The 13,813-nt window shown below is 40.7% G+C and carries 12 protein-coding genes and 1 pseudogene; 10 read left to right on the top strand and 3 right to left on the bottom strand.

All coding sequences use genetic code 11. The features are described 5' to 3' along the window. Nucleotides 1-62 precede the first annotated feature (62 nt). The 3 genes from FZC79_RS15980 (at nucleotide 63) to FZC79_RS15970 (ending at nucleotide 3,186) form a co-directional block, all read left to right on the top strand. Nucleotides 63-851: a CsxC family protein gene (locus tag FZC79_RS15980; RefSeq protein WP_148947773.1), complete on the top strand. Its 789-nt coding sequence runs from the start codon at nucleotides 63-65 to the stop codon at nucleotides 849-851. A gap of 388 nt (nucleotides 852-1,239) precedes the next feature. Then, nucleotides 1,240-2,007: a CsxC family protein gene (locus FZC79_RS15975; RefSeq protein ID WP_148947772.1), complete on the top strand. Its 768-nt coding sequence runs from the start codon at nucleotides 1,240-1,242 to the stop codon at nucleotides 2,005-2,007. Between the two features lie 132 nt (nucleotides 2,008-2,139). After that, a complete protein-coding gene (locus FZC79_RS15970; RefSeq protein WP_148947771.1) occupies nucleotides 2,140-3,186 on the top strand; it encodes a hypothetical protein in 1,047 nt (348 codons plus the stop codon). A 33-nt stretch (nucleotides 3,187-3,219) separates the two neighbouring features. Here the strand turns inward: FZC79_RS15970 and FZC79_RS15965 are convergent, their stop codons facing one another. Beyond that, the gene (locus FZC79_RS15965) at nucleotides 3,220-4,014 is read right to left on the bottom strand and encodes a CsxC family protein (RefSeq protein ID WP_148947770.1); all 795 of its coding nucleotides are present in this window, start codon (nucleotides 4,012-4,014) and stop codon (nucleotides 3,220-3,222) included. Between the two features lie 331 nt (nucleotides 4,015-4,345). On the opposite strand from FZC79_RS15965, the gene FZC79_RS15960 reads away from it, so the two are divergent. Beyond that, the gene (locus FZC79_RS15960) at nucleotides 4,346-4,921 is read left to right on the top strand and encodes a histidine phosphatase family protein (protein WP_148947769.1); all 576 of its coding nucleotides are present in this window, start codon (nucleotides 4,346-4,348) and stop codon (nucleotides 4,919-4,921) included. Between the two features lie 164 nt (nucleotides 4,922-5,085). Then, entirely contained in the window at nucleotides 5,086-5,292 is a 207-nt protein-coding gene (locus FZC79_RS15955) for a hypothetical protein (protein WP_252183361.1), read from the top strand. Between the two features lie 616 nt (nucleotides 5,293-5,908). Here FZC79_RS15955 and FZC79_RS15945 read toward each other — a convergent pair. Beyond that, entirely contained in the window at nucleotides 5,909-6,460 is a 552-nt protein-coding gene (locus FZC79_RS15945; RefSeq protein ID WP_148947768.1) for a DUF3231 family protein, read from the bottom strand. 127 nt (nucleotides 6,461-6,587) lie between these two features. Between FZC79_RS15945 and FZC79_RS15940 the strand changes: the two genes are divergently transcribed. The 5 genes from FZC79_RS15940 (at nucleotide 6,588) to FZC79_RS15920 (ending at nucleotide 11,837) form a co-directional block, all read left to right on the top strand. Next, a complete protein-coding gene (locus FZC79_RS15940; protein ID WP_148947767.1) occupies nucleotides 6,588-7,148 on the top strand; it encodes a DUF3231 family protein in 561 nt (186 codons plus the stop codon). A 194-nt stretch (nucleotides 7,149-7,342) separates the two neighbouring features. Further along, nucleotides 7,343-8,404 carry a DUF3231 family protein gene (locus FZC79_RS15935; RefSeq protein WP_148947766.1) on the top strand — a complete coding sequence of 354 codons (1,062 nt, stop codon included), beginning with the start codon at nucleotides 7,343-7,345 and terminating at the stop codon, nucleotides 8,402-8,404. A gap of 261 nt (nucleotides 8,405-8,665) precedes the next feature. Next, nucleotides 8,666-9,289 carry a TetR/AcrR family transcriptional regulator gene (locus FZC79_RS15930; protein WP_148947765.1) on the top strand — a complete coding sequence of 208 codons (624 nt, stop codon included), beginning with the start codon at nucleotides 8,666-8,668 and terminating at the stop codon, nucleotides 9,287-9,289. 26 nt (nucleotides 9,290-9,315) lie between these two features. Next, entirely contained in the window at nucleotides 9,316-10,233 is a 918-nt protein-coding gene (locus FZC79_RS15925) for an ABC transporter ATP-binding protein (RefSeq protein WP_148947764.1), read from the top strand. Then, nucleotides 10,233-11,837 (top strand): ABC transporter permease, encoded by a 1,605-nt coding sequence (locus FZC79_RS15920; protein ID WP_148947763.1) that lies wholly within the window; start codon nucleotides 10,233-10,235, stop codon nucleotides 11,835-11,837. Before FZC79_RS15925 ends, FZC79_RS15920 begins: the two co-directional genes overlap by 1 nt. A gap of 1,030 nt (nucleotides 11,838-12,867) precedes the next feature. Here FZC79_RS15920 and FZC79_RS15915 read toward each other — a convergent pair. Continuing rightward, nucleotides 12,868-13,779 (bottom strand): annotated as a pseudogene (locus tag FZC79_RS15915) (IS3 family transposase); the annotation flags it as partial. Nucleotides 13,780-13,813 lie beyond the last annotated feature (34 nt).

Here is a 13,813-nt window from a genome sequence, read left to right as displayed (position 1 = left end):
CAAGCTTAATAGACTCGTACGCATAGGATAAAGTGAAGGAAAAAACATAAGGAGGAAATACAATGAGTGAAAAACATCATCATCCTAAACGTGATTGTGTCGAAGTAAGCAAGTCAGCTAACGTTGGGGAGTGTGCCAATACTGAAGGCGAAACATTAATCGTACCAGATGACGTCCTAAGAACAATCAGAGTTCCTGTTCAATTGGCTGTCAGAGAAGTTACGACCAACCTTGTAGCGGATATCCACTTTCCTGAACCAGTTATGGAAATCAAGGATGTCAAAAAGAGAGTTGAAATTGTACAATGCCGTCTTTTGACACCTCCAGTAGGAGCCCCGGCATTCTCTGATAACGGAACATTCCCGCTTGTCATCAAAGGCTATGTTCGTAAAAATATCCAGTACGCTACACCTATTTACAATAAAGAAGGAAATTGTGTGGCTTCTGATATCAAGTCACTTACAGTAAGAGTACCATTTGAGTGCGTTTCCAATATTCCTTTAGATGCTCCGGTACAACTGCCAGTGGCGAACACCCGCAGTGAATTCGATTTTTATAGAGAGCAGGATCTTGGAAGAGGCTACCCTGAGAAAGACCAATTCCTATCCAGTGATATCTCCCAATTCCATCAATTCAGTACTCAATATTACAATCAGCTTCCATTCTGTGAACTGTTATCCAGTACAATCCTGGAGTGGGATGAGGCGACAAATCGTCATCAATACAATGAGGGGCCGGTAGGAGAAGGCTGCTTCACTAAAATTGTGGAGAAAATGATTGTTACATTTACAGTGAAAGTGCTTCAAAACCAACAGATGGTGATTGAAACGGGCGACGATGACGACGCATAGGCTGCAATATGTATCAAAAAACACTATTCCTAAATAGGGATAGTGTTTTTTTATTACAATGATAAAAGCAGCTATATGGAATGGGGGATAATTTCCCTTAACACTTTCATGTGATGAATGCATTTGGTTGTGCTGTATCATTGAATGTAGCAGAAGAGCACTTTGTAAAAGTGTGAGCTTTCCGTTGTACTCAACACTCTACCGAGCAGCAAAAATTTATTGCTGTTCAATGCCATCTTCATGATATTTCCTGGCTCATCCAAATCTTCAACATTTTGCTGTCATGACAATCGTCTAAAAATTTCCAACTTGCCCATGGGCGCATGCCTATACATAGACGAATGCACAACATAATGTGAATTATCTTGATTTTTAAGGAGGACTATAAATGTCTGATTCATACAAAGAGAATAATGAAAGCTACTGCAAACCTAAACATCATCATCCGAATGTGAATATTGGTAAATTGGTTACAAAGGTGCCTGTCGTCCTGGCTGAACTTGCTTTAACTGCGGATATGACAGCAAAAATTACATTTCCTGAGCCAGTGCTGGAGATCAAAGATGTAAAGAAAAGGGTAAAAATCACGCAATGCCGTCTCCTTCTTCCATCCAATAAGCTGTTTGTCAGCGGATTTGTGCGTAAAAACATCCAATATGCCAGCCCTTCAGGTGACATCGAGCATGCAACAAGTAAATCAATTGCATCCGACCTGCATTCTTATACAGTAGACATTCCATTTCAATTGGTCACAGAGATCGAACGTTATCTTTCTTCTCCGGTACAGCCGCAAATGAATTCCAGGGAAGAGTTTGATTTCTTCGTATCTCAATCCCTTCCATCTGGATTCCCGGAAAAAGATGAATTATTATCAAGCGATTTATCACAGTTTCATCAATCCAGCACGCAATACTACAACGAACTTCCATATTGTGAGCTGGTTTCAAGCAAAATCATCGAGTGGGATGAAGCAATCGATAGAAAGATGATTGGAAAAGATGCTCCGCTGGCAGAAGGAGTTTTTAGAACAATCGAAGAAAAAATGGTGCTGGATTTCACCCTTAGAGTCATCCAAGACCAGCAAATACGTGTGGCTTCCACGACGAATGATGACCATCACCACCGTCATGATTGTGATGAGGATGACCACTACTAAGAATAAATGTGCCAGGGGTTATACTAGATCATAGTGTAATCCCTATTCCATTTTTAAAATATATAGATTTTGATTTTGCTGTCAGTGCGGCAGAAAAAAGTGAAGGCTTCAAATTAGTTGAAGGAGGTGAAAATGTTGGAATCCAAGGAAAATATAGTGATGCCCCATTTCTTAAGAAGAAATAGAAAAGGACTTGGGCAAGACCAGGTATACCCGAGTGCATTTTACAGCAAAGAAGTTAACAGGGAAGACACCGAGGTAAAACCTCAACAGAAAATCCAGAAAAAAACTGGCGGTCCCCTTATCCTGCCGCCGCCTCCAATCGTTTCAAAACAATTGCAGAAGAAGGTTGACAAGGAAGAAGAGCATAAGGCGGAGAATTATAGCAGAAAAGATGAAGTTATTCCGGTGCCAGTAGATGATGATGAATTCCTTTTTGAAAAAGAAATTAGTCTAATTGATTCACCGGTAATAGAAAAATTGAAAGAAGATGATCTCCCGGAAGAAGATGAAGAACATATTGATTGTGAAATGCAGGATAAAAGAGAAGAAGAGGAAAAACCCACTGTTCATAGTGACAGCCCTATTCAAGCAGAAAAACACCCTGAAGAGAAAGAATGCCCATTAGCAGAAGATGTGCTGCCAAGTAAACCATTACAGGTAATACTTCCAGTCCTTCTGATTCAAGAAGAAGTGGAGATTGATCTATTTAACAGTTTTACCCTTATGCGCCCGCTATCCTCCGTTTCAAAAGTTGAATGGAGTGTAAAAAGCTTTAAAGGGTGTGCTCTTCTTCCTTCCAATAAAGTTTTTCTTGAACTGATTCTTTCCGCAAATGTTGATTTTGTTTCAGAGAGGGATGGAAGCCTTCAATCACTGAAAATGCTCATACCTCTGAATAAAACGGTTACGATTGATTGGAAATCTCCTCCTGAATTCTCTTATTCAAACAAAGGCGAGTATGATTTCAGAGAAAAAGAGGATCATTTCCCCTCCACTCACAGAGTATGGGAAGAAAAATTGGCTCAGCCCATAACAATTGATTGTCGGTCATTTAACATAATCTGGCATGATGAACTTCAAAAGGGGAAAGAAGGGAAGACACGGCTGGGTGTCCAAGGAACAGCAAAAGTTTCAATAGAAGCAGTCCAGAAACAATTGGTTTCATTGGTACTATAAAACAGGGTGTCTATAATATAGACACCCATTTAATTAACTATTCATTCTATCGATTCTTTCTTGTATAAGATCCAGAATCGTTTTCGATGGTTTTCTTTCTGAGGAGGGTTCTTCCATTTCCTCCACCTCATCTTCTAAAAGGGGGCAGTCAGGCGCATCTTCATCATGATAAGCAAATCGCTCTTGATTTTGAACAAGCATCAACCATAGATTGACTTCCATTCTTTCTGTTAAATTGGTAAATCGGCCATGTTTATAATCCTTGTAAAGGTCGATTTCCATAATGTCAGCAGACTTCAACACACACTCAATAGGCTCATTGAAATATTCGTGTGTATAAGAACCGGATTTGTGCGGGTCTCCGCCAAGCTTATTTTTTGAAGAGTATTTATATTCATGCGTAAGAGAACTCTTTTGACTTTTTAATTCCCTGTCAGCTCCAGGTATGAATATTTCATCTATGCAAGTGAAAGGAACATCCACACTGTAATCCCTTAAATATCCATTGCAGGATTCTACATATTGAATATTCTTGTGGATGGTTCCTTTAACAAAGATTTTCGCTTTTCCTCGTGCACCGGGATGTTTCAATACTTCACATTGCTTAAGTGATACATTTTTCTTGATGGATTTAATTTCTTTAGCCGGAGAAGGCAATGTCACATGCGAAGCAATGTCCGTTTCCAGATTAACATAGGCCAAAATGACAGGGACATACGTTCCCCCGGGTACATTATAAGAATCGGCTTGGCAGGAAACATCCTTGACCTTAGCTTTTTGACAGTGTTTCTTTTTACTGTGTCCAGGGAAGGAATATTTTTTAGACATAAATCTTTCACTCCTTATGAATTAGTTTTATATGAAAAGAAAATCTAGCAAATTTTCATATATTACTATATTTATATGTGAATAATAAAAAAAATAGTGGACTAGTATCTTGTGTCTATCAAATTCCGCCATTGAGGTACAATGAGATCATTGAGAGGCAGGAGAGATTAGTAAATGGAGGGCAGAACACACATTATGACTGTTGGGGAAACCCTTATAAGGTCTTCGATAGAGCAGGGTCAGGTCTTCAAAAAATTTATATATTTTGATAGTGTACTATGTGAAAGTTAAGTATTCTATAAAGCAGAAATACCAACGGGGGGGAGAAGGAATGACAAAGATTTGTATTGTACGTCATGGCCAGACAGATTGGAACAAGGAAAGAAGATTGCAGGGAAGGACTGACATTGACTTAAATGAGACAGGTGAACGGCAGGCTGCAGATGCAAGAGAATATCTTCATAACGAAGAGTGGGATGTAATAATCACTTCTCCTTTGAAAAGGGCTAAAAGAACAGCCGAGATCATTAATGAGAGATTGCAGCTTCCATTACTGGAGATGGAAGAGTTCGCTGAAAGATATTTTGGTGAAGCTGAAGGCTTATTAATTGAAGAAAGCCGTAGAAAGTATCCTAATGGAGGAAGCCCTGGGCAGGAATCCAGAGAAGAAGTGGTAGATCGGGCAATAAGAGGAGTGGAAGAAATTCAGCAAAGGTTTCCAGATAAAAATGTCCTGCTGGTCGCACATGGAGCTTTGATCGGACTCCTGCTTGCTGAGCTTTCTCCCGGAGAATTTGTCTATGGCGAAACCCGCCTCGTTAACGCCTGCATCAATACTATCCACTTCCAGGATAATAAGTGGAATCTTAAAGAATACAACCAGATCGGGCATCTATCTGAAGTATAGCAATCAGCTATCACTCTGCTGCGCTGAAGTAACAGGGGACTGTCCCCTGTAAGGAGAAGAAGCGGTGTAGTGAAATATAAGGTGTTTTATTCAGATGGTTGTATTATAATGGATGTGTACGTAATAACTATACACATGCATTACGTGTGAAGGAGAAAAGCATAATGACAAATGAAATGAACCAAAACGAAAATACACAGCAGGATCAAAAGAAAGTCAGCTTACAAGAAGCTATGAAACAGCAGCTTGAGAGAAAGAAACAAGCACAAGGAAATGGCAAACAACAAAGCGGCGGGTTTGCCGGTAATCAGCGTATGAAGAGCCAGCAGTCTAAAAAAGCGAGCGTCACGCGCAGAAAAATGGGCGGCTGATCATTCTGCCCGAAGGAGTCTTTCCAAAACGGAGAGACTCCTTTTTTAAATTGTCTTGAAAACCCGTGCCCATGCCGTGGGGGCCAGAGAGCTTATAGCGTGGTATAGAATACCCGCCTTCTATTGAATAAGCCGCCGGTTCCCTTTCACATCATGCCATTCCAGCAGGAGGGGGAGGTATCCTTGCTGATGGGCATTACTAAAGCCTAAAATAAGCGGAGTTTTTCCGGTTAAGCTTCAGAATTGTATGTGATTTGGGATATATAAGCGGAATTTTTCCGCTTAAGGACAGCGAAACGAACCATTTTTACCTCTTTTATACAGATAAGCGGAATTTCTTCGCTTATTCTAGCTGTTTTTCGCGCTGAAACTTAAATAAGCGGAATTTCTCCGCTTATTTCTCAACGTTTTTTCAGACGGAATAAATAGACAAAGAAAATAATTCATTGGGCCTTTCAGCCCGAAGCTGGTAAGGAAGGCTTCCAGCCGCAGAGCAAACCACCAGTTTAAACTGATGGTTTTGTTTACATGATTAGGAAATTAAACTAAATTCATGAATTTAGCATACAGAAAGAAGCCAAAGAAAAAAGAAAAACCCAGTGTGGATTTTTCTTCCTTATTTCTCTTTGGGCATTCCTGGAGGATAGTAATAAGGAGGCACTTTAATCCAGCCCTTGCTTCTCATTACACCTTTTAATTCTGTGCCATACTTCATCTTTTCCAGCATGCATTGTGTGAATAACAAGCCGACATCATTACGGATGGACTGGCTCGCTGCAGCTGCACAATGCATGACTGCCGCTACTGTCTTCAGGCTTACTCCATTCATGATTTCATCGTCTGTCATCTTTACTCCCAAAGGAACGCTGTTCGGATCCGAGTCAGGCCTCGGTTCACTGGTTCTGGGCAAATGCACCCCTTCCTGTTTCATGAACTCCTTAACGCGCTGTCCTTGAGCTTCACATTGTTTAAGGCTTTTGACCAACATGGTTCTTACTTCATCATCAATGGTAGAGTTGAGGCCTATCTGGATGTAAATTGCAGCTTCATCCATGAGCGCCATATACATCCAGCAGCTCATTACTTCACCGACATGCAGGGGATTTTTAGGTTCATCATCCAGGTTCATTTGAATAAACTCTTTCATTGAATCGAAAATCGATGTCATCGTATCCCTCCTGTTAAATTTATTTTTTCCTGATAGAGAACTTTACATACATTTACTAGGTAGAATTCAAAAACATTTACATTTTTTTCAATTAATTAGAAACAATAAGGAGTAGGAGGTGTATTCATTGGCAAACCCGTTTGAAGCAGTATGGAATACAATTAAAACCATGGTTGATAACCAAGATGAACCTAAGGCCCCGTTACATATCATTGAAGCAGGAGATTGCTGGAAATATATCACTTTGTTGGAAGAGTTTATCCGTTATGAAGAAATCGGGCTGAACACCACAGTAGATGATGAAGTAAGAGAGATGCTTACAGATATTATAGGACTATGTGAATCACAAGTAGAGAAGATGAGCAGTTTCCTGAAAACAGAAGGAATTCCTTTGCCGGACGTCACCTCATCAAAACCAGAATCACAGCCTAATTCCATTCCAATGGGAGTGAAGTTAACCGATGATGAAATTACAAATGGAATAGCCTTTAAGTTGGTCACATGTATGCTTACATGCGCGAAGGGCCAGGCAGATGCTGTCAGGAATGATATAGGGCTTATGTGGTTTGGTTTTTATACAGAATGGACGAATTTTGGAACCACGTTAAAAACATTGATGAGAAAACGGGGATGGCTCAAAGTGCCGCCATATTACTATCCGCCCGGGATGCCGAATAAGGACAACTAGCTGGATGCACTGTGAAATAACGGAAGATAATAACTGCTCCCCTTGGACGAGAGAAAATGTTAAGTGCTCAGGAAAAAGCATCCTAATGGAAGTTTCCGATAGCATGTGTACGTACGAAGAAAGCTTGAAATAAACTCTATTTTTGCTGTCAAAAATAGCATAATCACATCTGAAGCGAATCAGGAGGAGACCTGATGGGAAATGGAACTGAAGAAACCATAGATAGAATCATAAGGGAACACCAGCAGAATAAGAAGCTGGTATCTTCTGAGCTAGGCGAATTGTTTGCCAATTATCAAGGAGATTCGGTATATAATTGTGTTTTTAATTATTTTCTGGACATAATCGAAGACGATGAAATAAGAAATTTTATTTCAATGTCACAATCCATTTCCCAAAAGCACCTTCACCAAATCAAGGTTATCTTCAAGCAGGAAGGAATCCCTATACCTTCAGCGTTTGGAGACCAGGACATCAGAATGGGATCTCCCAGGCTTTTCAGTGATATATTCATGGTATTTTATACTACAGAGATGGCCAGGGCAGCCTTCGCTGCTTACGGTTCTGCTTTAGGTACATCTTATCGTCATGATGTGATCACTTATTTCGAGATGTGTTTGAAAGATACAAAGGAAGTCTATAAAAAAGGTATTGCTTTGTTGATGGCAAAAGGATTTGATATTACTTCTCCTGAAATCCCATATCCGCAAAAAGTGGACTTTGTCGAAAAGGAGTCGTTCATTTCAATCGTCATGGGTAAAAGCAGGCCTCTGCTCGCATTGGAGATCAAGCATTTGCAGAAGAATATCTACACGAACGCGCTTGGAAAAGCCCTTATGCTGGGATTCAGCCAGGTTGCCTCATCTGAAAAACTGCGTAATTTCTTCAGGGAAGGCTCTCAATTGGCAGACAAGCAAATCAGAGAACTAAGTACCTTTCTCTTGAGGGAAGACCTTCCAAGTCCCCGTGTCCTGGATGACCAGGTAACCGATTCAACCAGCTCCCCATTCTCTGATAGATTGATGCTTACACACGCTTCAATGGCCAGTGCGACTGGAATTATGAATTATGGAGCGGCCTTATCTAAAATTCTTCGGCATGATATCCATGCCCAATTCATTTCTCTAACAGCAGGAGTTGGAAAGTATGCGGATGAAGGTCTAACCATGATGATAAGCAATGGCTGGCTTGAAGAACCGCCGACCGCAGCTGATCGGAAAAAACTTTCCGAGAGATCTGCAGGGAAGAAAACTTGATTTTATAGATGCACAAGGAGAACTGCCCTTTTCTTTCAGCGTACCGGGATAGTTGAGGTTAATGAGGAGGATGGTTAAGGTCTTATAATTCATAGATAAGCAGTAGAAATAGCTTTAAAGAACAACTCTATGCGGGTTGTTTTTTTGTTTAGCAGTTAAAGTTACAAAATAAAAAATCTTATTGACCAGTTTGGTCAACGGATGTATGATGATATTGACCGGGTTGGTCAACTTGAATTTTGACCCAGTGGAGGTGAACATATGGATGAGAAATTTTTCAGTCTTGAACAAGAGAAGCAAGACAGAATCTTGAATGCAGCATTAAAAGAATTTGCTCAAAAAGGCTTTAAAAATGCTTCTACCAATGAAATTGTGAAAGAAGCAAAGATCTCAAAAGGGTTGATTTTCCATTATTTCAATAATAAAAAAGATCTTTATTTATTTCTATTCGATCATTTTGTTCAAATGCTTATTGATAAAATGAAAAGAGAAGTGGATTGGGAGATTAAGGATATTTTTGACCGGCATATGGAAATGTCATCAGTCAAAATTAAAATGTTCCATCAGTATCCTCATGTGTTCGATTATTTTAATGGCATCTTTTTTGAAGAAGATCCTGTCATTCATCTGGAATTGGAAAAGAGAAAGAATGAATTTCTCAGCAATAATTACAAAGAAATGATGGGGGACATCGATACCAGCAAATTCAGAGAAGGGATAGATGTTGAAAAAGCGAAAGATATTATCACCTGGTCATTGGAAGGCTTTTCAAACAAGACGCAGGCAAAAGTGAAAGGGATGGGCTTAAAGGAGATAGGAATAGAGGAAACCATTCTGGAAATGGAAGAGTACTTGAAAGTCCTGAAGAAATCATTCTATAAATAGGCATTGAAAAAAGGGAGGTATGGGGAATGGCCGTTTTAGAAACAACCAATTTAACCAAAACATTTGGTAAATTCACGGCGTTGAATGGTGTGAATATAGAAGTAAATCAAGGAGAGGTTTATGGATTCATCGGTCCTAATGGAGCTGGCAAGTCCACCACTATCCGCATTCTGCTGGGAGCGTTAAAAGCGACAAAGGGAGAAGCAGCTATATTCGGATTGGATGCCTGGAAGAATGCGGTGGAGATTCACAAACGAATTGCGTATGTGCCCGGCGATGTAAATCTCTGGCCCAATCTTACCGGCGGTGAAGTGATTGATTTATTCATGAAATTAAGAGGAGCCGCAAATAAGAATAAGAGGGAAGAAATGATCGAGAGGTTCAATCTTGATCCAACAAAAAAATGCAGAACGTATTCCAAAGGGAACCGGCAGAAAGTAGCGCTTGCTGCCGCCTTCGCTTCAGGTGCAGATCTTTATATTCTGGATGAACCTACATCAGGCCTCGATCCATTAATGGAGAGAGTGTTTCAGGATTGTGTGGCTGGAGTGAAGGCAGAGGGTAAAAGTGTGCTCCTATCCAGTCATATCCTGTCAGAAGTTGAAAAACTGTGTGACAGAGTAGGAATTATCAGACAGGGAGAAATCATTGAAACAGGGTCTTTGAAGGAACTCAGACATTTGACTCGCACCAACTTGATTGTTGAAACCAGGGAACCGGTTATTTCATTAAATGAGTTAAAAGGGGTACACAATCTTAAACAAAATGGAGCTGAACTTTCTCTTCAAGTCGACTCAGAAAGACTGTCAGAAGTCATCCAGTATGTCAGCGGCTTTGGGGTAACACGGCTGGAAAGTGCTCCGCCTGCGCTTGAAGACTTGTTCATGCGTCATTACGATACTTCTGCAAAATCATCTGACACAGGAGATGGAGGTGGAATGTAATGAAAGGTCTTCCTTTGAAAAATACCGAAATGCTGTTTCGATTCATCCTGAGACAAGACCGGATAAGAATTCCAGTTTGGATTCTATCACTATCCTTGTTGTCCTTTATGACGGCTCAATCCTTCAAAGGGTTGTATCCAACTAAGGAGAGCAGAGAGGCGATTGCGGAAACAATGATGAATCCCTCCATGACCGCTATGCTTGGGAAAGCATATGGCATTGACAATTATACGTATGGAGCGATGTTTGCTCATGAGATGCTTCTTTTTACAGCGATGGTCGTGGCTGTGATGAGCATCCTTTTAACTGCCCGGCACACGAGGGCTGAAGAAGAAGACGGACGAATTGAAATGATCAGGGCCCTGCCTGCCGGGCGGATGGCAAACTTGGGGGCGGCTCACTTTTCTTTGATTCTTACCAATTTTATGTTAGCTATTGTTACTGGTTTGGGATTATATGCCCTTCAAATAGAGAGTATGGATTTGAACGGCTCTCTTCTATATGGTGCAGCTCTTGGGGTAACCGGACTTTTCTTCACAGGAATTACAGCTGTGTTTGCACAGTTATCTGAGACTTCAAGGGGAACAATCGGATATTCCTTCACGGTATTAGGTGCCGCCTATTTAATTCGTGCAATTGGAGATGTCAGCGGCGAAACCCTGTCATGGTTTTCCCCTCTGGGATGGGTGCTGGGCTCAGAAGTATATGTCAATAATTATTGGTGGCCGGTCATCATGACAGCGGTTGTATCTGGAGCATTGATTTTAATATCTATTTACTTGAATTCCATAAGGGATTTAGGATCAGGATTTCTTCCTGCTCGTCCCGGAAAGCGATTTGCATCTTCTTTATTGCTGAGTCCATTTGGGCTGGCAGCACGTCTTCAGCGCACTGGCCTGATTTCGTGGACAGTCGGGATGCTGTTAATAGGGGCATCCTACGGTTCGATATTTGGAGATTTGGAATCTTTCTTCAGTGAAATTGAAATGATGCAGAAGCTCCTGCCCTCGGCAGATGGGTTTTCACTAACAGAACAATTCCTGGCCAAAATCATGTCTATAGTCGCAATGATCAGCACAGTACCAGCTCTGATGACGGTTTTGAAATTAAAAGGGGAAGAAAAAGCTCAACGTACCGAACACCTGCTGGCACGAGCTGTTTCAAGGACCCGCTTGATTGGCAGCTACCTCTTTCTTTCCTTTATTGTTACTATCGTCATGCAAGGTGCCGCCTCCCTCGCCCTTGGAGCAGCAGCAAATGCAACGTTGGAAAACAGTATTGAATTCAGTACTTTCCTGCAGGCTGGGATGGTGTATCTTCCAGCGATGTGGATCTTCATCACCATTGCAGTCCTGCTGGTCGGCTTCGCGCCAAAATTGACAGGTCTTGCCTGGCTGTATTTGGGCTATTCGTTCTTTGTCGTTTACCTTGGCGGATTGTTCCAATTTGATGAATGGGTCGCAAATATTTCACCGTTTGCCCACATACCTGAACTTCCGATTGAAGAAATGAATTTTCTGAAGGTCTTCCTTCTAACAATTCTGGCTGTTATTCTAGCTGCAGCAGGATTTGCAGGATACCGCCGGAGGGACATCCAGGGTTGATAGAAGGCTCATTTCCTTGCAAGGAGATGGGCTTTTTACATATTGGCAGGTTTTCCTGCTGAGGAGTGAACTGTACTTTTGGAACACACTCTTCAAACTGCTGCGTTGGTGTAAACTTTGTTGCTATTCAAATAAATTTTTGAAAACCATAACTGGGCGGAAATAACCTAGTAAGCAGGTTACTCATTCCTATTAGAGCCGGGAAAATGTTTGAAAGAAACAATAGATGCAAAAACAGTCTTTGAAAGGGAGAGAAGACAGCTTGGTTCATTCTTTTGCAAGAAGTTTCTCTTAGGACGATGTAGAGAGACACGTGGAGTAGTATCACCCGAAAGTTTTTTAAAGAATATACTTAAAGCAAACATAGGAGACGGCCCTAAAGTGTTTACGTACCGATAATTCCTCTGAAAAGAGATTTACTTCCTTATACAGCCTGGATACTTATTTTCACTAGATCCGGACATGAGCCGCTATTTATTGGGCTTTATGATAAAAAGGTTATTACAGCAAGGATTGCTGCTGATTTAAAAGTAATGGATTTCCGCTCCTTCTCCGGTAACATGCGGATGAAGATAGAATAGCATTTAAAAGGAATAATCTTTTAAAAGAGCCTTTACAAAAAGTGAAAATTAAAGTCATGCCTCTGATCGAGCAGCTAGCGGAAAAAAATAAAGGAACTTTATTCCGTTAATTACGATTTAAACTCATTAGGCTGTTGAATAAGGGAAGTGTTTTCCCTTATACCATATAAAAACACCTTTTTTCTACCTTTTCAGGCTGTTAAGGGAAGTTTTTTCCTCTATTTAAGAAATTTTTAACGCTATTCAATCAATAAGGGAATATTCTTCCTCTATTTATCACCTTATCTGAACTTCTGACCGTTAAAAGGACCTTTCTTGGACTTCTGTCAAGAAAATGGACAATTTAAAAAGGTATTTTGTAACTGACTTTGCTACCGCACTTCGTTTGCTGGGCCTGAGGAATGAGTGATTCAAAATCGAATCATTCATTCCTCAGGCAAATGGTACATTTATGAGATATTTTTCAAAGAGTCCAGTTGGTATTTTCTTTCAAAGGTGTTAGGCGAAAGATAGCCTAATGTCGAATGTTTTCGCTTCTCATTATAACGAGCTGATATATAGAAATTAATGGCCTTGGCAGCCTGTTCTCTTGTCTCAAAACGGAAACGATAGATTAGCTCTTTCTTAATCGTGGCGTGGAAGGATTCAATACAGGCATTATCGTATGGATCTCCCTTCCGGCTCATGCTTATCTGAATGTCTCTTTCCTTTAAACAATCAATGTAATCATTTGAACAATACTGGGATCCACGGTCGGAATGATGGATGAGTTCTTCGCCAGGTTTCCTTGAATCAAACGCCATTTTTAAAGCATCTAAGGTTAGTTCCTTTTTCATTGTATTTCCTAGGCTCCAGCCCACAATTTTTCTTGAAAACAAATCCATAATTGAAGCTAGATAAAGCCAGCCTTCAAGTGTCCAGACATACGTTATATCGGCAACCCACACTTTGTTTGGGGTGTCGACAGTAAATTGTCGATTCACCACGTTTGGATATAGAGGGAGCGAGTGATTAGAATCCGTTGTGACCACAAACTTTGTTTCCGGAATGGCTCTCAGCCCAAGTTCCTGCATATAACGTGCAACTGTTTTCAAGGAAACCGTATAGTTCCACTCAATTAAATCATCATGGACTCTAGGGCTTCCATAAGTCCCCAGGCTTTCATGATAGGACTTACTAATTTTCTGAAGGAGTTCCTTCTTACGTTTCTCTCTTTCTGTCTCGCCCATAGCCTGTCTTTCCAGCCATTTATAGAAGCCGCTGGAGGATACATTTAATACATCACACATCTTCACTACCGTATGTTCATCTCTATGGGCTTCAATGAACTCAAACTTTACTCGGTTTTTTTGGTGAAGATGTGCATGGCCTTTTTTAGGATCTCATTCTCCTCCT

The organism is Rossellomorea vietnamensis, assembly GCF_008180615.1.
GTDB classification, from domain to species: Bacteria; Bacillota; Bacilli; order Bacillales; family Bacillaceae_B; genus Rossellomorea; species Rossellomorea vietnamensis_D.
This window is presented reverse-complemented; position numbering and strand designations above follow the sequence as displayed.

Excerpts from the sequence above, each read along its gene's own strand:
- FZC79_RS15925 (WP_148947764.1), top strand. The coding sequence starts at position 9,316 with ATGGCCGTTTTAGAAACAACCAATTTAACCAAAACATTTGGTAAATTC.
- FZC79_RS15975 (WP_148947772.1), top strand. The coding sequence starts at position 1,240 with ATGTCTGATTCATACAAAGAGAATAATGAAAGCTACTGCAAACCTAAA.
- FZC79_RS15920 (WP_148947763.1), top strand. The coding sequence starts at position 10,233 with ATGAAAGGTCTTCCTTTGAAAAATACCGAAATGCTGTTTCGATTCATC.
- FZC79_RS15945 (WP_148947768.1), bottom strand. The coding sequence starts at position 6,460 with ATGACATCGATTTTCGATTCAATGAAAGAGTTTATTCAAATGAACCTG.
- FZC79_RS15965 (WP_148947770.1), bottom strand. The coding sequence starts at position 4,014 with ATGTCTAAAAAATATTCCTTCCCTGGACACAGTAAAAAGAAACACTGT.
- FZC79_RS15980 (WP_148947773.1), top strand. The coding sequence starts at position 63 with ATGAGTGAAAAACATCATCATCCTAAACGTGATTGTGTCGAAGTAAGC.
- FZC79_RS15935 (WP_148947766.1), top strand. The coding sequence starts at position 7,343 with ATGGGAAATGGAACTGAAGAAACCATAGATAGAATCATAAGGGAACAC.
- FZC79_RS15970 (WP_148947771.1), top strand. The coding sequence starts at position 2,140 with ATGTTGGAATCCAAGGAAAATATAGTGATGCCCCATTTCTTAAGAAGA.
- FZC79_RS15930 (WP_148947765.1), top strand. The coding sequence starts at position 8,666 with ATGGATGAGAAATTTTTCAGTCTTGAACAAGAGAAGCAAGACAGAATC.
- FZC79_RS15960 (WP_148947769.1), top strand. The coding sequence starts at position 4,346 with ATGACAAAGATTTGTATTGTACGTCATGGCCAGACAGATTGGAACAAG.
- FZC79_RS15955 (WP_252183361.1), top strand. The coding sequence starts at position 5,086 with ATGACAAATGAAATGAACCAAAACGAAAATACACAGCAGGATCAAAAG.